Here is a 22,468-nt window from a genome sequence, read left to right on the forward strand (position 1 = left end):
GCACCCTGGCTCGTTTTTTTATTCATTCCCTATTTATGGGTTTTATTCTTGTTATTTGCTTCATGATTTCGCCGTGTCCGGGCCCTACAGCGCGGGTCCTTCACATTGATGTTTCCCAGAGGCTGCAACAGAACAGGACAAGCCGTAATACAATTTAAAATAAGGACAACTGATTCGACTCCGACATTCCCCGGAAGCATCCCATTCCGCCAAGCAGTTCGATGACCGTCTTACTTGCTTTGGAACGCTGCTGGAAATCTTCAATAGACAAGTAGTCTCCGTCTTCTCTGGCCGCGGCGATATTCCGGGCGGCATTGTCCCCAATACCTTGCAGGGCAGAGAATGGCGGCACCAGCGCATCTCCGTCCACTTTGAACCGAACGGCGTCAGACCGGTACAAATCAATCGGCTTGAACCGGAATCCCCTCGCCGTCATTTCCAGCGCCATTTCCAGAATGGAAATCATCGCCTTTTCCTTCGGCAGCGCTTGGAAGCCCTTCTCTTCAATTTCCTTAAGCTTGCGCAAAATCGCGTCATAGCCCTGGCACATCAGCTCGATATCGAAATCCTCAGCCCGCACGGAAAAGTACGTCGCGTAATATTCAATCGGATAATAGAGCTTGAAATACGCCGTACGTACAGCTGAAATAACGTACGCCGCCGCATGCGCCTTGGGGAACATGTACTGGATTTTCAAGCAAGAATCGATATACCACTTCGGTACGCCATGCTTGCTCATGTCTTGAATCCATTCTTCCGTCAGCCCTTTTCCTTTGCGGACGCTTTCGGTGATCTTGAACGCAAGGCCGGCGTCCATTTTGGCTTTGTAAATCAAATACAGCATGATGTCGTCCCGGCAGCCGATAACGGTCTTAATCGTGCAGGTGTTGTTTTTGATCAGCTCCTGCGCATTGCCGAGCCAAACGCCGGTACCGTGAGACAAGCCGGAAATTTGCAGCAAATCCGCAAAGGTCGAAGGCTGTGTTTCTTCCAGCATCTGACGCACGAACTTCGTACCCATCTCCGGTACACCGTAGGTCGCCACCGGGGTTCGGATTTGCTCCGGCGTGACATTCAAGGCCTGCGTGGAATTAAACAAACTCATAACCTTCTGATCGTTCATCGGAATTGTGGTCGGGTCCACGCCCGTCAAGTCCTGAAGCATCCGCATCATCGTCGGATCATCGTGCCCCAGAATATCGAGCTTCAACAAATTTTCGTCAAAGGCGTGGTAGTCAAAATGCGTCGTTTTCCAATCGGCCTTCGTATCATCAGCCGGAAACTGAACCGGGGTTACATCCTCGACCTCAATATAATCCGGCACAACGACGATGCCGCCCGGATGCTGTCCGGTGCTTCGCTTCACCCCGGTGCATCCTGCCGCAAGACGCGACAGCTCGGCATTCCGCCATTTCTTTCCATACTCCTCTTCATACTTCTTGACGAAGCCGAATGCGGTCTTCTCAGCCACCGTACCGATGGTACCCGCCCGAAACACGTTCTTTTCACCAAACAGAACCTTTGTATAGTTGTGGGCTTCCGGCTGATATTCCCCGGAAAAGTTCAAGTCGATATCGGGAACCTTATCCCCTTTAAAGCCAAGGAACGTTTCAAACGGAATATCCTGCCCTTCCCCCTTCAGCTTGGCTCCGCAATGCGGGCAATCCTTATTCGGCAAGTCGAAGCCGCTAGGAATGCTTCCGTCCAGAAACCACTCACTGTGCTTGCAGCCATAACAGATATAATGCGGCGGAAGCGGGTTAACCTCGGAAATTCCCAGCATCATTGCAACGACAGAGGAACCGACCGAGCCCCTTGAACCGACCAGATAGCCGTCTGCATTGGATTTCTTAACCAGACGCTCCGAGATAAGGTACAAGGCCGAGAAGCCTGCTTTAATAATCGGAACCAGCTCCCGCTCCAGCCGTTCAGTAATGACCTCAGGCAGCGGATCTCCGTATATGCTCTTGGCCGTCTCATAGCAGGTTGTCCGTATTTCGTCATCGGCCCCTTCAATAATAGGAAAGAACGCCTTTTTGGGAAAAATATCGAATTCCCCGATTTCATCGGCAACCTTGTTCGTATTGGTGACCACAACCTCATAGGCCAGCTCTTCACCCAAATATTCAAACTCGCGAAGCATCTCTTTTGTCGTCCGGAAGTGAACATCCGGCTTGCGCTGATCCTTGAGCGGACTGAAGCCGGTAATGCCAAAAATCGTAATTTCCCGGTTCAGCTTGTCCCGCGGATGTAAATAATGGACATTGCCTGTAGCAACAATCAGCTTGTTTTGCTTTCGCCCGATTTCACAAATGCGGCGGTTTGCGTCCTCCAGCTGACTCCGTGAGCCGACAAGGCCTTTTTCCACCAAATGCATATTTACATCGATCGGCTGGATTTCCAAAATATCATAGAACTCCGCAACCTGTTCGGCTTCTTCCTGCGATTTGTTCAGCACCGTTTCATAGAACTCGCCCTTCTCGCAGCCGGAAGCCAAAATGAGGCCTTCCCGGTGCTCAATAAGCTTGGTGCGGGGAATACAAGGGACCTTGTTGTAATACTCGGTATGGGATAAGGAAATTAATTTGAATAAGTTCTTTTTGCCTGTCGCATCCTTAGCATAAATCGTGCAGTGAAACGGACGTGTATTAATCAAGCTCTTGCCGACGTTCTCATTCAACTGATCCAAGACAGTCCAATTCCGATCCTTGGCATCCTTGAGCATATGAAACAGAACAAATCCGAGCGCCTTGGAGTCATCTACAGCCCGGTGATGGCTTTCCAGGCTCACCTTGAACCTGTCGGTCAACGTATTCAAGCGGTGATTTTTAAGTGTCGGATACAGCGTGCGCGCCAGTTCAAGCGTATCCAGCACGGGATTCTCCAGCTCGGGATGTCCGAGCCGCCTGCAGCTTGCCTGGATGAAGCCCATATCAAAATTCGCGTTATGCGCTACAAGAATGCTGCCTTTGACGAATTCCAAAAATTGAGGCAGCACCTCTTCCAGCTGGGGCGCACCCTGGACCATTTCATCGGTAATATTCGTTAATTGTGTAATATGATAAGGAATTTTCTCATTCGGATCGACGAAGGTGCCGAACTCTTCAATAATTTTCCCGTCCTGCATTTTGACGCCCGCCAGCTCAATGATCTTGTTGCTGGTTACGGAGAGCCCCGTGGTCTCAATGTCGAACACGACATACACGGCGTCCGCAAGGTCAATCGGCTGTGGACGATACACGACCTGCACCGCATCATTTACGACTGCCGCCTCTACGCCGTAGATAACCTTAATGCCGTGCTTCTTGGCTGCCTTAGCCGCCTCCGGGTAGGCTTGTACATTATAATGATCGGTAATGGCAATGGCCTTGTGCCCCCATTTGGCCGCCATCTTAATGTATTCGTCCACCGGGGTAATCCCGTCCATCGTGCTCATGGTTGTATGAAGATGCAGCTCGACCCGCTTCTCCTCAGCATCATCCTTGCGTTCCGAAGGAGGCAGCACCTCGCACAGATCGGAAGGAATCATCACCAGCTCCGGCACCTGCATAAACCGGTCATACTCGACCCGGCCGCGCACCTTCACCCATTTGCCATTAGCAAGCAGCTGCAAAATTCTCAAGTCCTCTTTCGTCTTCGCGAACATTTTGAGCGACAAGGAGTCGGAGAAATCCGTCAGATTGTAAGTAAAGAGCGTGCTGCCATTACGCAGCTCCTTGCTCTCCAAATTGAAGATGGTCCCTTGAATTGTGACCTTCTTCTCCTCGTCCGTGACAGAGCTGATCGGAACAGGCTGATCCTTAATATCATAGCCGACCACCAGCTTCGTTTCCGCCTCCGGTAAAATCTCCTCTTTCTCCACAGATGCCATCATTTCCTGAATGACAACCCGCTCCTGCTCCGCGACCTGACGGGCAAACTTTTCAAACTCCTCGGTTCTTGCCGCTCCCGCCGTCAGCTTAACATCATACGTCCGCATGAAGCGGTCGGAGAAAAACTGTCTCACCCAGCGGTCAATGCTGCGCTTCTTGGCCAATTCAAGGCCGATGTCATCCAATAGGGAAACCGTAATATTATGCTTCTCAATCGTCATCTGAGATTTGGAGAGCCAGCCGTTCACGGACACTGCTTCCCGCTGTACCCATTCGACGAGCAGGTTCCAGTATTCCTGTACCAGATCTTCATCCGTTACAGAAAGGGGGTACTGAATGACAAAGCTGGTGCTCGCGATATGACTAAACTTCGTTGTAATTTGCTGCGTAACGGAACGGTACAAGTCAGCTGGCAGCAGCCTGTCCAGCACGAAATAAAACGTCCACTGCTTATTCGTGCGGCTGCATTCTACCTTATCTATATAACCGCCTGAAAAAAAAGAACCGACTACGTCGGCCGGAATGTCAGCCTGCTGCAGCAGCAGCATGAAGCGGTCCTTTTTTTCCGCTAAGTTGCTCATGAAGTTTCCTCCTTGAGTGGCTCGTAGCGTATTTTATTCATCTGCATCCTGCTAGTACGATTTCCCGAATACGACTGTGTGCTCGGCTTTCTCCCCGCATACAAGGCACGTATGCTTCGTTTCCTTCGGCTCAAACGGAATGTTACGGCTGGTTGCGCCTGTTTCGTCCTTAACCTGCTTCTCGCACGCGGCGGAACCGCACCATCCTGCGAGAACAAAACCGCGTTCTGCTTCAAGCCGGGCTTTCATTTCATCCAGTGTATCGACAACGGACAAGTGGGATTCCAGGAACGCCTTGGCATTGTCATACATGCGCTGGTGAACCTCCACCAGAAGCTTCTCGATTTCTTCCACAATATTGTCTGCCGCTACGATGCGCTTCTGTCCGTCTACACGGGCTACAAGCACGACCTGACCATTTTCAAGGTCACGAGGCCCAAGCTCGACCCGAATCGGAACGCCGCGCATCTCGTATTCATTGAATTTCCAGCCCGGACTTTGGTCGCGGTCATCCACCTTCACGCGAATGCCGGCTTTTTTAAGCTGACTGAACAGTTCGTCAACCTTGGCAATAACCTGCTCCCGTGTTTTCGGCGGCCCGATTGGAATCATGACCACTTGAGTCGGAGCGACCTTCGGCGGCAAAATAAGTCCGCGATCATCGCCATGGGTCATAATCAGCGCACCGATAAGACGGGTGCTGACGCCCCATGAGGTTGTGTGAACGTATTGCTGCGTATTCTCACGATCCAGGAACTTGATGTCGAAGGCTTGTGCAAAATTCGTCCCCAAATAGTGAGAGGTGCCCGCTTGTACCGCTTTGCCGTCTTTCATCATCGCTTCAATGGAATACGTGTCCACCGCGCCGGCGAATTTCTCGGAAGGGGTCTTCTGACCGACAATGACCGGCAGCGCCAGCACATTCTCTGCGAATTCACGGTACGTTTCCAGCATCAGCATCGTTTCCTTGCGCGCATCCGCTTCGTCCTCGTGGGCTGTGTGGCCCTCCTGCCATAAAAACTCTGTTGTACGCAGGAACGGCATCGTCCGTTTCTCCCAGCGAACTACGTTCGCCCATTGGTTAATCAGTAGCGGCAAATCCCGATAGGATTGAATCCAGTTTTCGTACATGTACCCGATCATGGTTTCGGAGGTCGGACGAATCGCCAGGCGCTCCTCCAGCTTTTCACCAGCCGCTTCGGTTACCCATGGCAGCTCCGGATTAAAGCCCTCCACATGCTCTTTTTCCTTTTGGAAAAAGCTCTCCGGAATAAACAAAGGGAAATAAGCATTCCGATGTCCCGTTTCTTTAAAGCGCGCATCGAGCTGGCGTTGAATCAGCTCCCAAATCTCATAGCCGTCCGGACGAAATACGATGCAGCCCCGGACCGGGGAATAGCTCATCAGCTCGGCCTTGCTAATTACATCGATATACCAACGGGAGAAATCCTCCTGCTGGGGGGTAATTTCCTTAACAAACTGTTTCTCCTTCGACATCTCGGCGAGTTCCTCCTACCCTTACCCTCGAATTAACTGCAATATATCATTATAAGTTACAGCAATCATCAACAGCATCAGCATCGCAAAGCCGATAAAATGAACCATGCTTTCCCGGTTCGGATCAACCGGCTTGCCCCGTATTGCTTCAAAAATCAAAAAGAGTATACGGCTTCCGTCCAGCGCCGGAAACGGCAGCAGGTTAAACATCCCCAGATACAAGCTCATAATAGCCGCCCAGAAAATATATTGCGGCAATCCTGCACTGGCATGCTCGCCGGTGACTTGAATAATCTTAACCGGCCCGCCTAAATCCTCCATCTTGAATTGACCAAGAACAAGCATTTTGAAGCCCTGCAAAATATTTCGAGCGGCGTCCGACATCGTGCTCCAGCCAATGCTGATTGCATCGCCAAACGATGCGCTGCGCTTGTCTGATATCAGTCTGACCCCGACCAGTATCGTACCATTATTGTTGGTCGGTGTAACCTCCAATTTAACTTCCTTACCGGCGCGGTCCACCACCCACTGCATTTTTTTATCCGGCGAAGCTTGAATTAGATTGATCAGCGGTCTGCTGCTCGAGCCTATCGTTGTGTTATCCACCTGCTTGATAATATCTCCTGCAAGCAAGCCGGCTTTCTGTGCAGGTGAATCGGCTTCCACTCCATCGATTTTGACATTCTGAGCCACACCTGTCAAAAAAACGACCGTAACAAACAGCACAAAAGCCAGCACAAAGTTCATAAACGGTCCGGCGAAAATCGCCAGCGCACGCTGTCCTACCGTCTTGCTGCCGAACTGGCGGTCCAACGGGGCAATCTGGTTTTCCTTCTCTCTGGCAACCATCATGGCCTGCGGATGAACAGAATAGTGCTCTACTGCACCGTCATGTTCAATTTCCAGACGCAGCGCTTCTTCAATATCAATAAATTGAACCGTACCGATTACCAGATCCGTCCGGTTTTCCAGCCGATCTAGCACTAAATGCGTCACCGTCCGGCCGTCCAGCCGAATACCGATCGTTTGGCCTGGCTGAATTTGTACGATTTCCGGGTCCTCTCCCGCCATCCGGACAAAGCCGCCTATCGGGAGAAGCCGCAGGGTATAGCGTGTTTCGCCGCGTTTAAACGAGAAGAGCTTGGGACCAAAGCCAATCGCAAATTCCCTTACGAGAATGCCTGCCCGTTTGGCAAAGTAAAAATGCCCCCACTCATGTATCGTCACCAGCACAAAGAAAAACAAGATGATTTGAAAAATCACTTGGGGTGTAAACAAGGTCGGTTCCTCCTAACTGGCTCCGAAAAAGGTTGTGTCCTTAGATTATCACTTTTCATTATTCATTTACAAGCTCGAAAGACACCTCGTTCGTTCGGAAAGCAACCCTGTCTTTTCTATTTCAGCGAAAAAATGCCGAGCGGATTTCACAACGTTCCGCAAGGCATTCAAGCGTTTCTTCCTTACAATGACCAGCTCTGAGCTGCAGCCCGCGCCCATTGGTCCGCTTCGAGAATCGTATGCAGATCTGGATTCGACAGCACCTCATGCCGCTCCAATACCGCTGCTATAACATCCTCGATCTCCAAAAAAGCAATCTCTCCTTTTAAAAAGCGTGCCACAGCAACTTCATTGGCAGCATTGAAAACAGCCGGGGCGGTTCCGCCGAGACGCCCGCTTTCATAGGCCATTCGTATACACGGATAACGCATTTCGTCCATTTCCCTAAATTGTAGTGTTCCGATCCGGGCCAAATTCAGCTTTTCCGCTTCAAACGAAGCACGCCTCGGATACGTAAGCGCATATTGAATAGGAACTCTCATATCCGGCGTGCCCAATTGGGCCATTACACTGCCATCCACGAATTCAACCATGGAATGAACGATGCTCTGCGGATGTATCAGCACTTCGATTTGATCGTAGGAAACATCGAACAGCCAATGGGCTTCAATAACCTCCAGCCCTTTATTGGCCATTGTAGCCGAATCAATGGTGATTTTGGCGCCCATCGCCCAGTTCGGATGCTGCAGCGCTTGCTCAACCGTAACGCAGGCCAACTCCTCCCGGCTGCGATCACGAAATGATCCGCCTGAAGCAGTCAAAATAATTTTGCTCAGTTCGGCACGGTTTTCCCCGTTCAGGCATTGAAATATGGCCGAATGCTCGCTATCAATCGGAAGCAGGCTCACTCCGAATTTTTTGGCTTGCTCCGACACTAGATGCCCTGCACTAACCAAGGTCTCCTTATTCGCAAGACCAATGTGCTTTCCGGCTTCAATCGCCGCAAGCGTCGGTTTAAGCCCTTGACTGCCGACAAGCGCCGTAACGACAAGCTCCGCTTCATTCCCGGCGGCCACAGCAAGCAGCCCTTCCTGTCCATAAAGCACCTTGACGGAATCGGGGGCCTCCGCCTTCACCTTCTCCGCCAGCTCTTTGGTAGCCACGGAAACCAGCTTCGGCCGAAACTGCCGGATCTGCTCCAGCAGCAGTGAAATATTCGTCCCTGCAGAGAGGGCTTCAACTGTGTACTGTTCCGGACAACGGGACAGCACATCAAGTGTTTGTGTACCAATAGAACCGGTCGATCCCAAAATCGAAATCCGTTTCACCCAAACCCTCCTCATGCTTGTAAAGCGACTGGCTTTCTCATCATTTCCTATCCGGCTTATGATCCGGGCAGTAAAAATAACAAATGAAGAAATGGAAATACGACCATCCAGCTGTCACACCGATCCAGTACTCCTCCGTGCCCTGGAAGAAGGGTTCCTGTATCCTTAACATCCCGAATACGTTTGTAGGCCGATTGGATCAAATCTCCAAACTGTCCGACTACCGCAATCACGATGCCTAAAACAACTGCTTTTCCATAAGAAACGATCTCCGGGAAAAAATACGCGAAAAGAAGTGCTGCTACGACGGACCAAACTACGCCGCCGAGAGAGCCTTCGATTGTTTTGTTGGGGCTAATCTCCGGCCAAAGCTTCGTTCTGCCAATCGCTTTACCACTGAAATACGCGCCGGAATCCGAGCTCCATACGCAGACGAACACGAACAGCGTCCAGAACAGCCCGTGCTCCATAGTCCGGGTTGTAATCATGTAGGAAAACCCGAGCCCTATGTAAACGACCCCGGCAAATAACAGCGCTGCGTGATCCAGCGTCGTGCGGTTTTTGGAAATTACAGTCCATCCGAGCAGCAAAAACAAAAGCAGCCATACAAAAGAAAGAAACTGGACCTCGCCAAGTCCCATCAAGGACCACGGAATAACCATCAGCAGCAGTACAACGGCGCCAATCCATACGACAGGATTTTTACGGGACATCCGATTTAATTTGACATATTCCAAGTATCCGATGAAGGCCAGTATGCTCATCATGAACGCAAACGTCCAATTACTAATATACAGTAAAGCTAGAAACACCGCGCCGGCGATCACGCCCGTTATAATTCGTTGTTTCAACGGTCACTCCTCCATGCCACGCAGCCTGCAGACTACACACCGCCATATCGCCGTGCGCGGCGCTGGTACTCCGCAATGGCTTCATAGAAATCATCTGTCGTGAAATCGGGCCAAAACTTGTCCGTAAACCACAGCTCGGAATAGGCCATTTGCCACAGCAAGAAATTACTGATTCGAATCTCACCGCTTGTGCGAATCATCAAATCCGGATCGGGAAGCCCCTTGGTTAGCAAATAGCCGCTGTATACATCCTCATCTATCATATCCGGCGCCAGTGTTCCGTTTTGAACATCGGCGACCAGATTTCGAATACCATCAAGCATTTCGGCCCTGCTCCCATAGTTCAGAGCGAAATTTAGAATCAGGCCAGTATTATTCTCTGTGCGCTTCATCGCAGCTTTAACCGGTTCCAGCGTATGCTCCGGCAAGCCCCGCTCCCAGCCAATCATCCGGATTTGCACATTATTCGCCATTAACTCATCGATTTCCAAGGGAAAAAATTCTTGAGGCAGCTTCATTAGAAACTCAACCTCATCCTTAGGGCGCTTCCAATTTTCAGTGGAAAAAGCATAAAGAGTCAGGACTTCAACACCAAGCTTACTCGCAGCCACAGCAATTTTTCTGACATTCTTCATTCCGCTGTGATGCCCGGCTACCCGGGGAAGCCCCCGCTGCTTGGCCCATCTTCCGTTTCCGTCCATAATGACAGCCACATGCCGCGGAACGTTGACTTTATCCAATTCTGAAGCATTGGTTTTGCTTCCCTTGCTTTGAAACCAATTCAGCATCCGACTTCCCCCATCTAGGTGATTAACTCCGGCCCATAGAAAAAATCCCCCTCCGAACAGGGGGGTGGAATGCCAGCGAGCTTCGCTTACACTTCCATAATTTCTTTTTCTTTTGCGGCCAGTGCCTTGTCAACCTCTTGAATAAACTTGTCGGTGGACTTTTGAATGTCATCCTGATGACGGCGCGACTCATCTTCCGATACGCCGTTTTTCTCAAGCTTTTTGATTTCTTCATTAGCATCGCGGCGGATGTTGCGAACAGCAACCTTCGCTTCTTCGCCATATTTTTTGGTCAGCTTTACCAGCTCTGCACGGCGTTCCTCCGTCAAAGCCGGAATGACAAGGCGAATGATGGTGCCATCGTTGCTTGGAGTTAATCCCAGCTCTGACTTCATGATTGCCTTCTCAATCGCAGCCAAAGAAGATTTGTCCCAAGGCTGGATAATCAGCGTGCGGGAATCGGGCGTATTAATGTTGGCAAGCTGATTTACAGGTGTCATCGACCCGTAGTATTCGACTTGAACCCGATCCAGCAATGCAGGTGTAGCGCGTCCGGCGCGCAGCGAGCCGAGTTCTCTTTTCAAAGAAGCAATTGCTTTATCCATACGATCTTCCGCATTTTTTTTGATGGATTGAGGCATTCCTCATACACTCCCTTTTACAATCGTGCCTATTTTTTCACCAAGAACAACCCGCTTGATGTTCCCTTGTTCCGTAATGGAGAAAACAATAAGCGGAATGTTGTTATCCATACAAAGCGAGGATGCAGTGGAATCCATTACACCTAACCCTTTGTTGAGAACTTCGAGGTAAGTCAAGGTTTCATACTTCTCTGCGGTTTCATCCTTAAACGGATCTGCGCTGTAAACGCCATCCACTTTATTTTTTGCCATCAGGATAACTTCCGCTTCGATTTCGGCCGCACGCAGCGCTGCAGTCGTATCGGTCGAGAAGTACGGATTCCCGGTGCCCGAAGCAAAAATAACAACTCGTCCTTTTTCCAAGTGGCGAATAGCCCGGCGGCGGATATATGGCTCAGCGATTTGCTGCATGGCGATCGATGTTTGTACTCGTGTCGGCACTCCGATTTGCTCTAATGCATCCTGAAGAGCAAGCGAGTTCATGACGGTAGCGAGCATGCCCATATAGTCGGCTGTCGCCCGGTCCATTCCCTTGGAGCTGCCGGAAATGCCGCGCCAAATGTTGCCGCCGCCTACTACAACAGCAACCTCTACCCCCAAATCAACGACATCCTTCACTTGCTCGGCAATGGATGAAATCATGTGCGAATCGATGCCAAAACCGACCTGACCAGCCAGAGCTTCTCCGCTCAGCTTCAAAATTACCCGTTTAAAAACCGGTTGTCCCAACCTCGTTCGCCTCCGTTCCTTAAGTAAAACCACTTCTGTCTAAAAAAGAAGGAACACGGCGGTGTTCCATTCAGGCGTGCTGCATATGAATATTATTGTTGTACTTGTGCCATAACTTCTTCAACGAAGTTGTCTTGTTTTTTCTCCAGGCCTTCACCCAGCTCGTAACGAACAAAACGGCGGATGGAGATGTTCTCACCGATAGAAGCAATTTTCTCATTCAGCAACGTTTCAATCGTTTTGTCTTGGTCTTTAATGAAGGATTGCTCCAGCAAGCAGAATTCTTCATAGTATTTGCTCAAACGGCCTTCAACCATTTTCTCAACGATGTTTGCCGGTTTGCCTTCGTTCAATGCTTGAGCTTTCAGGATTTCACGCTCTTTATCCAGCTCTTCCTGGGAAACTTCTTCGCGACGAATGAATTTCGGATTTGCAGCTGCGATTTGCAGTGCAATGTCCCGTACAAATTCACGGAACGCTTCGTTTTTAGCAACGAAATCCGTTTCACAGTTTACTTCCACCAGAACACCGATACGGCCGTTAGCGTGGATGTAGGATTCAACCAAGCCTTCGGATGCAACGCGGCCCGCTTTTTTTGCGGCAGCAGCCAGACCTTTTTCACGAAGAACTTCAGCAGCGCGAGTGATATCGCCATTTGCTTCTTCCAGTGCTTTTTTGCAATCCAGCATCCCCGCACCTGTTTTTTCACGCAATTCTTTAACCATAGCAGCAGTAACAGCCATTCTCAAAAACCTCCCGATTTTATTTATGTACCCTTGTATTCACTCAAAAAAAGGGCGGTGAGAGGTTATGTAACCTATCAACCACCCTTGCCGTTTTATTTATTAAGCTGTTGTTTGCTCACCTTGATGAGCTTCAATAACTGCATCAGCGATTTTAGCTGTGAGCAGTTTAACAGCGCGGATTGCATCGTCGTTACCAGGGATAACATAGTCGATTTCATCCGGATCGCAGTTTGTATCAACGATACCAACGATTGGAATACCAAGCTTGCGAGCTTCTGCAACAGCAATACGCTCTTTACGCGGGTCGATGATGAACAGCGCGCTTGGCAAGCCTTTCATATTTTTAATGCCGCCGAGGAATTTCTCAAGGCGCTCTTTCTCTTTGCGGAGAATGATAACTTCTTTCTTAGGAAGAACTTCGAAAGTACCGTCTTCTTCCCAACGCTCCAGCAATTTCAAACGGTCGATCCGTTTTTGAATCGTTTGGAAGTTGGTCAATGTACCACCGAGCCAACGTTGGTTGATGTAGTACATGCCGCAGCGCTCAGCTTCTTCTTTAACAGAATCCTGAGCTTGCTTTTTAGTGCCTACGAACAGGATTGTGCCGTTTTCTTCGGACACGGATTTTACAAAGTTGTAAGCTTCCTCAACTTTTTTGACCGTTTTTTGCAGGTCGATGATGTAAATTCCGTTTCTTTCAGTGAAGATGTATCGATCCATTTTTGGATTCCAACGACGGGTTTGATGACCGAAGTGAACCCCTGCTTCAAGCAGCTGTTTCATGGAGATAACTGCCATCTTCACACACCTCCTCTAGTTTTGGTTTTGTAGTGGTCCTCCGCGAAGTTCATCCCCGGCCAAAACTTCCATCCGGAAGCACCCTTGACCGAATTCGTCCGCGTGTGGTTTTTAACACCGTCAATAACTATAACATAAGTAAAAATCGGATGCAACTTCAATTCTTACTGTATTTCATCTTGTAATTTCATCTTGTATTTTCATCTTGTCATCATGTAAGCCCCTTAACGGGTTGTAAGCCTTTTGACTACCTCAGCGACATCCGGCGTTCCTTCAAATGTGTATGTGGTGGCGATAATCTTATCGTTCAGCTGCTGTTGAATAATCAGATTCAAGAAGGACTGCTGGTCCGTAATAATGCCCGCATTCGCCAGAAGCGCGGCCGTGCCTGCCGCAGTGCTTCCGGGGGGCACGGTCACCGATTTCTTCGGCAAAGACACCACAGGCGCCTCTGCCTGAGCAACAGGTGCCGCCGCGGCTGGAGGCAGCGCTTCTTGAGCTGCAGCCGCCGCGGCTGGCACTGCCTCCTTGGGAGGCTGCACCTCCGGAGCCTTGGCGACCGCGGCTGCCTTCTCTGCATCCGGCTGCGCAGGTGTATCAGCCTGATCGGCAGCGGATACTAATTTATATCCCTGTTTGCGAGCAAATTGTTCCAGCGCCTCCTTAGTCAGCTCGGCGGGCTGCTCCTTCGTACGCTGCTCAATTGACTGTGCGGAATGGACAAGCTGAAGCATAATGGTAGCGGCGATAATTCCGATTCCAAGACCGCTAAGAAACGATTTGTTACGAATCACGCGCCTCTTCCTCCTGCTTGGACAGCTGCATAATGAGCATAACTTCACCTTTATTCATATTCAGCGTCTTGGCGATAAGATCAATGGATTTGCCTTCCTGATGTAGTTGAAACAGTTCCGAGTAACGGTCTCTCATTGTATTTCCAAGCGCCGGCTGATCCTCCTGACCGGCTGCTGAGTTGTCCATAGCAAGTTCAGCCTGCTCCTCAGGCCTAGTATCAAACTCCAAAGCAGAGGCGGCCGCTTCCGGCTCGCTTGGAAGCGGTGTAAGCAATTGCTGCTTGCTTCGCTCCTCCACTTGCTGAAGCTGCTGCGCAAATTGCTGGTTCGATTGCTCCAGCATTTGAATTTTATGAAGCAGTTGTTGGGTCTGCTCGCGTTGTTCCTTCTTCATATCCGTTACTAGTTCAACAAGCTGTTTATTTTCTTCTTCCAAATCGGAAGAAAATTGTTCAATCGTTTGTTCAATCTCTTTTATGACATCCTGCTGAGCAGATGCATCCTTTTTCTTCGGAAGCATCCATGCCACAACAAGAACGCCTGCTCCAAGAAGCACTAAATACATCCAAGCGGATTCCAATAGACTCACCTTTTTTTCATCGAAAATAAAATAACTGCCGAATCTGGTTGTACTACGATGAATGCTACACGGTTAGATCAACATGCTTTCCTTTATAAGGATGCACAGAAGGAACGTGAACATTGGTTTCCTCTACAGCGTCAAGATTTGCCGCTGTTTGCTTATTTCTTCCCTTCCGCTGCTTATCCTGCTCGGACTGCTGCTTGCTTTGAATATTCGCCTCCGGCGAAGCGTTCACTTCCATTGGCTTACTTCGCTGCTCTTCACTCGTCTTCATGGAAGCCGATGCCATTGCCGCTTGGTCGTGAATCAGCTTATTGGACTGGTTTTGCTGGATCGTGCCGATCTCCTGCGTTTTAGGTATCGCTATTTGCAGCTCCACAAGTTTTAAACTCACAAACAATCCCTCCCGGCAAGCATTCGCTTCATTTAATTCGAAGACATGGCGATATCCCCGTCCATAAATTTAAAAGTAACCCGTGAAACCGGGTCATTGACGAATCGCGTATAGCGGCCGATTACAATTTTGGTCCCGCCATAAACAACCGACATCGCTTCTACAGCAGCCCGTTCCGTATCTTCCAGCGTCCTTTCGATTTCGAGGATACGGTTTTTAATCAAGCTGATTTCATCCGCTGTTTGCTTTTTGGTATGGCTCAGCTTGATTCGCATGGCAAGCCGGTCTGGATTCAATTGGCCAAGAGCAGCCATTTGGTCCAGAATGACGAGCGCTTTTTCGGTTTTATCCAAATTTTCGGCGAGCGGGCGCAATTGACCGCGCATCTCCGATAGCTCGTTTCGAAGCTCGGGCGAGACGCCGACCTCAATTGTGGTTGGGGTTGACATCGTGTTGCCGATTGTGCGCGCTTTCACTCTTTCTCCCGCCTGCACGGACCCGCCAACAATTAACCCCTTCGGCCCCTGGCAAATTACACTTTGTCCGGCGCGGATTTGGGAGTGCATGATGCTCTGCATGACAACGATATCACCCTGCGCTTCCACATTCCCCTCCTGAATAAAGGATATTTTGATATCCTTTCCAGCCTTGACCAGACCCTTGTGATGGCCAAGTATGCCCGCACTGATCTCAATAGAGCCGCCCGCTTCGAGTTCAGCGCCTTCGACTCCTCCGATGACGCGTATGTCTCCATCTGCCTTCACCTTAAAGCCCGTCAACACGTTGCCTCGAATCACAACTGTACCTGTAAAATCAATGTTCCCCACCCGATAATCGACATCACCGTTCACCTCATATACCGGGAAGACATTAATTTTATTCCGTTCTGTTTTTACAATCAGACCGTCTATCGTGGAATAAACAAAATTTTGCTCCGGATCGGTGACTACATTTTTTCCAAGCTTGAACCGCGCTTCCTTACCTAGTAGAGCAGGGACGGCTTCACCGGTGACCGTCCTGCCCGGCCTGCCCTCCTTGGGTGCGATTCGCTCCGCAATGGGCTGGCCTTTGCGCACATTATCAAGACGGGTTACCTGCTTGTAATCCACCGTGCCGTCATCAAGCTCAACTGGCCCCTTGACTTCGGTTGACGTGTCATTTAAAAATTGGATGTATCCGTCATCACCCGGAGCAGGTTCATCCCCCTGGGCCACAATCGCCGGTTGGGCTACAAATTGCAGCGGGTTTTGGGTAAGCTTAAACAGCATGTCATAGTCAATACCGTAAAGAACCTGATTTTTATTCAGCAATTCCTCCAACTGACCCACTGTACAAGTGAAGTCTTCTGGCACATTGCTGAACTGCATATAAGCCTGAAGCTTGTGCTCCGACAATGAAACGGTAACACAAAGGTCTAAAGGCATGGAAGAGTCTGACATCGATCAACCCTCTTTTCAACGTATTATGCATCTTGGAACAATTGATTTTTATTCCGTGCCAATGAGCCACGCAAACGCAAAATCGCTTTCGAATGCAGCTGAGAAATCCGGGATGGAGACAGTGACATCACTTCTGCAATTTCGCTCAAGGATAACTCCTCATAATAAAACAAAGCGACGACTGTCTTTTCTTTTTCTGTCAAACGCTCAATGGCTTTAGTCAAGCATTCCTTAAGGTAAAATTCATTGACCTTGGATTCGGGATTTTTCGCCTTCTCGTCAACGAGCAAAGAAAGTCTCGTTTCAGCTTCTTCTTCCTTAATCGGATCATCGAATGAGAAAATCGTCGTGATCGAGATATCCTGCAGCATCTGTTGAAAGTCCTTCTCACTAACCTCTAAATAATCACTAATTTCCTTGTCCGTCACGGAACGCAAGTACTTTTGTTCCAAATGCTGATAAGCTTCCTCTACCTTTTTGGCTTTTTCACGAACTGATCGCGGAACCCAATCCCCTTGACGAAGCCCGTCGATGACAGCTCCCCGGATGCGCCATGATGCGTAGGTTTCGAATTGAAGCCCCCGCCGGTAATCGAATTTGTCTATTGCATCAATGAGCCCCATGACACCGTAGCTTGCCAGATCGTCCCTGGAAACATTTTTGGGCAGACCGATGGCAAGACGGTTAGAAACATAATCAACGAGCGGAAGGTATGTTTCAATTAATGTCTTCTTGGCCTCGGCGACACCTTCCTCCCTCCACTGAATCCACAGTTCAACATGCGGCAAGTGGGACTGCTTCTGTTCAATCATAGGTTCACCCTTCCTTCTCATTCAGACATACGGCGGAGAGCATGGGCCATGTTCTCCGGACTATCCGGGAGCTTCGTCGACAGCTTGGTCGGCGCGAGCGGCAGAAACCCCTCTTCTTCTTGCTGGTTCGGCTTAGATTTGAGCAAGTCGTGCAAATCCTCACTCTCCTGAGGCGTTACTGCGTCAAAACGAGTGCCTTTGCCAGCGTCCGAGTCGGTAACGGGCTCACCGGTATTCAGACTCAGTGTCACTTTGAGTGCAAACCGCAAAGCAAACCCCAGTACAAACAAAATGACAAAAGCATACAAGCTATGCAGCAAAGCAGACAGCAGCAAATTGTTGGCAACAGAAAGCAGGAAGGTAACCACTCCGCCAATCGCACCGAGAATGAAATTCCACCGTAAGCTGCCTATCATGATTTATATCTCCTTCATACCGTGTTGTACGCTTCGAATGGTTAGCATTCCTGTCGCTGAATTAAATTCAATGGTTCTTCCGTAATTGGCTCCCGTATCTTCGGCCGCAATCGGAATCCGAAACCGCAGCAAAATTTCTTTGCAGGAGTCAACATTACGCGGACCAATCCGCATCGTATCATTATTACCGCCAAAAGCGAACATTTGTGCTCCGCCTGCCATTTTGGCTTCCATTCTATGTAAAACTGCGCCTAGACGCTGCATTTGCTCAATCATTTCGGGGATAGCGGTATCTGCATATTTGGCAATATTCAGTTTACCTTCACGCGCAATATCCGACGAGGGAAGCATGACATGTGCCATACCCGCAACCCTGCTGACTTTGTCATAGAGCGTTAAGCCAACGCAAGAGCCAAGTCCTGTCGTTTTTAAAATATTGTCCCCGGAAATAACCGCCAAATCGGCCATTCCGACTTTCACCATTTGTTCCTGGGTCATTCTAACGGCACTCCCAAAGCGTGGAATATGATCGGAAAAGACTCAGGATCCGGTATAAAGAAGAAATTCCCCTCCACTGCGTCATTGCCTTCTAAAAACGTAGTATCGATAAAAAGTGCATGATCTCCCATTTGGCCGTACTGGATTAACCCAAACGAGAGGATCGCGCCGGCCATATCCATCGCGAGCGATGGGACCGAAGGCGATAGGCTCAATTTTGTAAAATCAGCCAGCGAGCTTAAGTATGATCCCGCCAGAATATTGCCGATTTCATTTAGAGCGGAGAGCTCGAGCTCTGAAAATTGCTCTTCATCCTGAACGTCGAGCCCGACTAATTTCCGAAGCAGGCTTTTGGCCGATTCGATTTGCACTACAAAAAACATATTGCCCGGCGCATCTCCATCCACCCGCAAAAAGACGGCCATGACGATTTGCTCCGCGCCGCCGACTAAATCCGCGACCTCTTCCAGAGGAAGCAGATTTACTTTGGGCACTTTCATATCCACGGGCTTGTCCAAAAGACGGGAAAGCGCGGTTGCGGCATGGCCCGCGCCGATATTCCCCACTTCTTTCAAGACATCCATTTGAAACTCGGGAAACTTCTCGATAGTCGCCACCGTATTAGTCCTCTAACTGTTCCAATTGAATAATTTCACTCTTGTTCAGTACTTCTTCCAGGTTCAATAAGACAAGCAGCCGATCATCGCCAATCTTGGCAATGCCGCGTAAATATTTTGCCCGGATACCTCCTACCACTTCAGGCGGAATATCAATACCATCGCTATCGACGTCGATCACATCATTGGCGGAGTCAACAATCAGACCCACCTCCAAATCGTTCACTGCGACAATAATGATTCTGGAGTTATCGGTATATTCGCTTTCTTCCAGATTGAAACGGCCTCTTAAATCAATGACCGGAACAACCACGCCTCTTAAATTAATGACGCCTTTAATGAAAGCCGGTGTCTTGGGAACCCGGGTAAGCGGCTGCATTCTCTCAATCGTACGAACCTTGTCCACCTCAACGCCATATTCCTCCTGGCCAAGTGCGAACACGATAACTTTTACTTCTTCACCCATGGATAATCCCTCCTCATAGTAGGTGGTACTGTTATTTAATTAGTGCATTGGTATCAATGATGAGTGCGACTTGTCCGTCGCCCAGAATGGTCGCGCCGGAAACCGCAAATGTTTTGTTCAGGTATCCGCCAAGCGATTTCAGTACAATTTCCTGCTGGCCGATAAAATCATCCACCTGCAGCGCGGCGATTTTGTCGCCTTTGCGGATAACAACAATTTCCTGCTCGTTTTTGTCGGCCTGCTCGTACCCCGGCACGTCCAGCAGCTTGCCCAACGAGATAATAGGGATAACCCCGCCCCGATATTCCACGACCCGCGTTCCGTGCAAGGAGCGAATCGCCGATGTTTTGACAGCCGCCGTCTCCACAATCGAGGAAAGCGGAATCGCATACTTCTCTTGACCGACACGGATTAGCATTGCAGCAATAATCGAAAGCGTGAGCGGAAGCTGAACGGAGAAGTTACTGCCCTTGCCGAGCGTTGAGGTCACCGACACGCTTCCCCCGAGCGACTCTATCTTGGTTCGGACGACATCCAGACCTACGCCCCGTCCGGAAATATCGGAGATTTTCTCCGCTGTGCTGAAACCGGAAGCAAACAGGAGCATATACACTTCTTCATCCGTCATCGTCCTGGCTTGATCCGCCGTTACAATGCCATTCTTCATGGCTTTGTTTAAAATATTGTCGCGATTGATGCCGTTTCCGTCGTCCTGTACCTCAATAAATACATGATTTCCGCTGTGGAAAGCGCGTAAATTAACTGTTCCGACCTCCGGCTTGCCGATTTCAAGCCGTTTTTCGGTAGTTTCAAGCCCATGGTCGACCGAGTTGCGGAGAAGATGGACGAGCGGGTCCCCGATTTCGTCGATAACAGTCCGATCCAGCTCGGTATCCGCTCCGGTAATAACCAGGTCCACTTTTTTATTTAAGCTTTTTGCTACGTCCCGAACCATGCGCGGGAACCGATTGAATACCGTGTCCACAGGAACCATCCGCAGCTTTAGAACAATATTTTGCAAATCGCTGCTGACACGCGCCATATGCTCTACAGTTTCCGTCAGGTCCGTACGTCGCACCTCACTGGCTAGCTGCTCCAGGCGAACCCTGTCTATAAGCAGCTCACTAAACAGATTCATGAGTGTATCCAAACGCTCGATATCGACCCGGATTGTTTTGTTCGCTACAGGAGCGCCGCCGGTGGCCGCTTTTGCGGGAGCGGCTGCAGGAGTGTTTGCAGCAGGCGCTGCCGGTGTTAAAGCAGGTGCCGCTGCCGCTGCTGCTGTTTGAGCAGATGAAGCTTGAACCTCGATTTGGGCATGCCTCATTTGCTCCAGCAATTCAGGTGTAAATAAAGTCGCCTTCGCACTTTCAATTTCACTAATGTTGCCGACTTCTTTTTCGAGTACAGCCTGTTCAACCGTGGTGACAAAGTAAACCGTAAAGGATTTATCAAACTTCTCTTGTTCAATATCCTGAACCGAAGGGCTGGACTTAATAACTTCCCCTTGATTCTCCAGGTAGTTGAATACCATATACGCTCGGGCGGCTTTTAACACACAAGTATCTTCAACGGAGACCTCGAGCTTGTACACAGCCAAACCGGCCTGAATGGATTGTTCAATAATGGAAACTTGAAATTCGTCAAGCTCCCCGGAGCCTCCGCTTTTTGCTGCCGAGGCTGTCGGAGCGGCCGCAGCCTCTCCCTTCAAATAGTCCCCGCTAACAATCGACTTCAAGGAAGCGACAATGCTTGAAACATCCGCTTTTCCTGTGCCGCCTTGAATAATGTCCTCCACCATGCTTTCCAGGGAATCGAGGCTTTTGAAAATGCAGTCAAAAATAAACGCATCCATATCCAGCTTGTGATTCCGTACCAAGTCCAGCACGTTTTCCATTTCGTGAGTGAGGGAAGCCAAGTCCTCAAATCCCATCGTCGCAGACATACCCTTGAGTGTGTGTGCGGAACGAAAAATGACCTGTACGATACTAATGTCCTTCGGACTTGCTTCGAGCTGGAGCAAGCTATCATTCATCGCCTGCAAATGGTCTCGGGATTCATCAATAAACATGCTTAAATATTGACTCATATCCATGTTCCAACACCTCCTTTATGAAGTAGCTCCCAGCATACAGCCAGATGACACATACATCCTGGCAAGACAGTTCTAGATGCACAGCCGGCACTCCGGACGCGTAATCAGCCCTGACTCTTTTACTAGGTTAGCAATTGAACCAGCTTGGCTGGAATTTGATGCAAAGGCTCGACATACATGGCGCCGCCAAGCTCAACCGCGGAACGGGGCATGCCATATACAACACATGTCTCTTCCGCCTCTGCAAGGGTCGAAACCGCTCCCGCCTGACGAAGTCCAAGCATCCCCCGGGCTCCATCGCTTCCCATACCTGTCATTAATACAGCATGCCGTTTCAATCCGGCAACCGGAATCAACGATTCAAAAAGAATATCGACCGAAGGCCTATGGCCGCCTCTCGGATCTTCTTTATTCAGACGAATCCGGTACTGCGACGGACCATGACTTACGATTTTCATATGATATCCGCCAGGCGCAATATAAGCTGTGGATGCGTACAAAATCATATCATCCTCAGCCTCGACAACACGTATCTCACTCAGCATATCCAGCCGCTCTGCCAACGATTTGGTAAATCCCGGCGGCATATGCTGAACGATAACAACCGGCGCAGGAAATGAAGCCGGCAAACGAGTTAGAACCTGCTGAAGTGCCTTCGGTCCGCCAGTAGAGGTCCCGATCGCAACAATTTGGTCAAAGATGGGCGAGGTCATTTTGACCTTCGGCTTGTCCCTTAGTGGGAACGCTATGGCCGCTGCCGGTTTCGTTTCCTTCGGCGGGAGTACGGGTGCTGGCGGAGGCGAAGCCGGCACATACTTAATGCGCGTCTTTGAAGCCGTTCTCAATTTTTCTAGCAATTGGATTTTGACCTTGTACAAGTCCAGCGAAACCGACCCTGAGGGCTTCCGCACAAAATCTACAGCTCCCCATTCCAAAGCAAGAATCGTTTCCTTTGCTCCCGCTTCCGTCAAGCTGCTCAGCATAATGACGGGTGTCGGATTTTGCTGCATAATGAGCTTTAGCGCATCCAACCCGTTCATTTCCGGCATTTCCACGTCCATTGTCACAATGTCGGGCTTCAGACTCGCAACCTTTTCAACGGCTTCCTTACCGTTCTTGGCCGTTGCAATAACTTCAAACTCAGGTGCCTCAGAAATAAGGTCTGATATGATTTTTCTCATAAAAACGGAATCATCGACTACCAGCACTTTAGACCGCGTCATTGGCATCCACCTTTCTATGCTG

General features: G+C 49.7%; 21 protein-coding genes. All 21 read right to left on the minus strand.

Annotated features, from left to right (window positions below):
- Window positions 1–154: 154 nt before the first annotated feature.
- On the minus strand, window positions 155–4,453 hold the full coding sequence (locus WBG83_RS16380) for a PolC-type DNA polymerase III (RefSeq protein ID WP_336746272.1): 4,299 nt from the start codon (window positions 4,451–4,453) through the stop codon (window positions 155–157).
- A gap of 51 nt (window positions 4,454–4,504) precedes the next feature.
- A complete protein-coding gene (gene proS / locus WBG83_RS16385; RefSeq protein WP_336746273.1) occupies window positions 4,505–5,950 on the minus strand; it encodes a proline--tRNA ligase in 1,446 nt (481 codons plus the stop codon).
- A 21-nt stretch (window positions 5,951–5,971) separates the two neighbouring features.
- Window positions 5,972–7,228, minus strand: coding sequence for an RIP metalloprotease RseP (gene rseP, locus WBG83_RS16390; protein WP_336746275.1), 1,257 nt, complete (start codon window positions 7,226–7,228; stop codon window positions 5,972–5,974).
- Window positions 7,229–7,410: 182 nt separating this feature from the next.
- On the minus strand, window positions 7,411–8,556 hold the full coding sequence (locus tag WBG83_RS16395) for a 1-deoxy-D-xylulose-5-phosphate reductoisomerase (protein ID WP_336746277.1): 1,146 nt from the start codon (window positions 8,554–8,556) through the stop codon (window positions 7,411–7,413).
- 56 nt (window positions 8,557–8,612) lie between these two features.
- A complete protein-coding gene (locus WBG83_RS16400) occupies window positions 8,613–9,407 on the minus strand; it encodes a phosphatidate cytidylyltransferase (RefSeq protein ID WP_336746278.1) in 795 nt (264 codons plus the stop codon).
- Window positions 9,408–9,439: 32 nt separating this feature from the next.
- Window positions 9,440–10,195, minus strand: coding sequence for an isoprenyl transferase (locus WBG83_RS16405; protein WP_336746279.1), 756 nt, complete (start codon window positions 10,193–10,195; stop codon window positions 9,440–9,442).
- Between the two features lie 86 nt (window positions 10,196–10,281).
- The gene (frr, locus tag WBG83_RS16410; RefSeq protein ID WP_336746281.1) at window positions 10,282–10,836 is read right to left on the minus strand and encodes a ribosome recycling factor; all 555 of its coding nucleotides are present in this window, start codon (window positions 10,834–10,836) and stop codon (window positions 10,282–10,284) included.
- Window positions 10,837–10,839: 3 nt separating this feature from the next.
- Window positions 10,840–11,565, minus strand: a complete 726-nt coding sequence (gene pyrH / locus WBG83_RS16415; protein ID WP_336746282.1) for a UMP kinase — start codon at window positions 11,563–11,565, stop codon at window positions 10,840–10,842.
- Window positions 11,566–11,657: 92 nt separating this feature from the next.
- Window positions 11,658–12,308, minus strand: a complete 651-nt coding sequence (gene tsf, locus WBG83_RS16420) for a translation elongation factor Ts (RefSeq protein ID WP_336746283.1) — start codon at window positions 12,306–12,308, stop codon at window positions 11,658–11,660.
- 102 nt (window positions 12,309–12,410) lie between these two features.
- Window positions 12,411–13,109 (minus strand): 30S ribosomal protein S2, encoded by a 699-nt coding sequence (rpsB, locus tag WBG83_RS16425; RefSeq protein WP_336746284.1) that lies wholly within the window; start codon window positions 13,107–13,109, stop codon window positions 12,411–12,413.
- A 224-nt stretch (window positions 13,110–13,333) separates the two neighbouring features.
- On the minus strand, window positions 13,334–13,903 hold the full coding sequence (locus WBG83_RS16430) for a hypothetical protein (protein WP_336746286.1): 570 nt from the start codon (window positions 13,901–13,903) through the stop codon (window positions 13,334–13,336).
- Window positions 13,893–14,468 (minus strand): hypothetical protein, encoded by a 576-nt coding sequence (locus tag WBG83_RS16435; protein ID WP_336746287.1) that lies wholly within the window; start codon window positions 14,466–14,468, stop codon window positions 13,893–13,895. Before WBG83_RS16435 ends, WBG83_RS16430 begins: the two co-directional genes overlap by 11 nt.
- Before the next feature lie 79 nt (window positions 14,469–14,547).
- Window positions 14,548–14,880 carry a hypothetical protein gene (locus WBG83_RS16440; RefSeq protein WP_336746288.1) on the minus strand — a complete coding sequence of 111 codons (333 nt, stop codon included), beginning with the start codon at window positions 14,878–14,880 and terminating at the stop codon, window positions 14,548–14,550.
- Between the two features lie 32 nt (window positions 14,881–14,912).
- Entirely contained in the window at window positions 14,913–16,319 is a 1,407-nt protein-coding gene (locus WBG83_RS16445; RefSeq protein ID WP_336746289.1) for a DUF342 domain-containing protein, read from the minus strand.
- A 23-nt stretch (window positions 16,320–16,342) separates the two neighbouring features.
- Complete coding sequence (locus tag WBG83_RS16450) at window positions 16,343–17,131, minus strand: FliA/WhiG family RNA polymerase sigma factor (RefSeq protein WP_336746290.1); 789 nt, start codon at window positions 17,129–17,131, stop codon at window positions 16,343–16,345.
- Between the two features lie 17 nt (window positions 17,132–17,148).
- Window positions 17,149–17,547, minus strand: a complete 399-nt coding sequence (locus WBG83_RS16455) for a hypothetical protein (protein ID WP_336746291.1) — start codon at window positions 17,545–17,547, stop codon at window positions 17,149–17,151.
- A gap of 3 nt (window positions 17,548–17,550) precedes the next feature.
- Window positions 17,551–18,045 (minus strand): chemotaxis protein CheD, encoded by a 495-nt coding sequence (locus tag WBG83_RS16460; RefSeq protein ID WP_336746293.1) that lies wholly within the window; start codon window positions 18,043–18,045, stop codon window positions 17,551–17,553.
- Window positions 18,042–18,629: a chemotaxis protein CheC gene (locus WBG83_RS16465; protein WP_336746385.1), complete on the minus strand. Its 588-nt coding sequence runs from the start codon at window positions 18,627–18,629 to the stop codon at window positions 18,042–18,044. The genes WBG83_RS16460 and WBG83_RS16465 overlap by 4 nt, the downstream gene beginning before the upstream one ends.
- Window positions 18,630–18,666: 37 nt before the next feature.
- Window positions 18,667–19,128: a chemotaxis protein CheW gene (locus tag WBG83_RS16470; protein ID WP_336746294.1), complete on the minus strand. Its 462-nt coding sequence runs from the start codon at window positions 19,126–19,128 to the stop codon at window positions 18,667–18,669.
- A 31-nt stretch (window positions 19,129–19,159) separates the two neighbouring features.
- Complete coding sequence (locus WBG83_RS16475) at window positions 19,160–21,223, minus strand: chemotaxis protein CheA (RefSeq protein WP_336746296.1); 2,064 nt, start codon at window positions 21,221–21,223, stop codon at window positions 19,160–19,162.
- A gap of 122 nt (window positions 21,224–21,345) precedes the next feature.
- Window positions 21,346–22,446 (minus strand): protein-glutamate methylesterase/protein-glutamine glutaminase, encoded by a 1,101-nt coding sequence (locus WBG83_RS16480; RefSeq protein ID WP_336746297.1) that lies wholly within the window; start codon window positions 22,444–22,446, stop codon window positions 21,346–21,348.
- Window positions 22,447–22,468 lie beyond the last annotated feature (22 nt).

The sequence above is a fragment of the Paenibacillus sp. y28 genome (genome assembly GCF_037137075.1).
GTDB lineage: Bacteria > Bacillota > Bacilli > Paenibacillales > NBRC-103111 > JBBBNV01.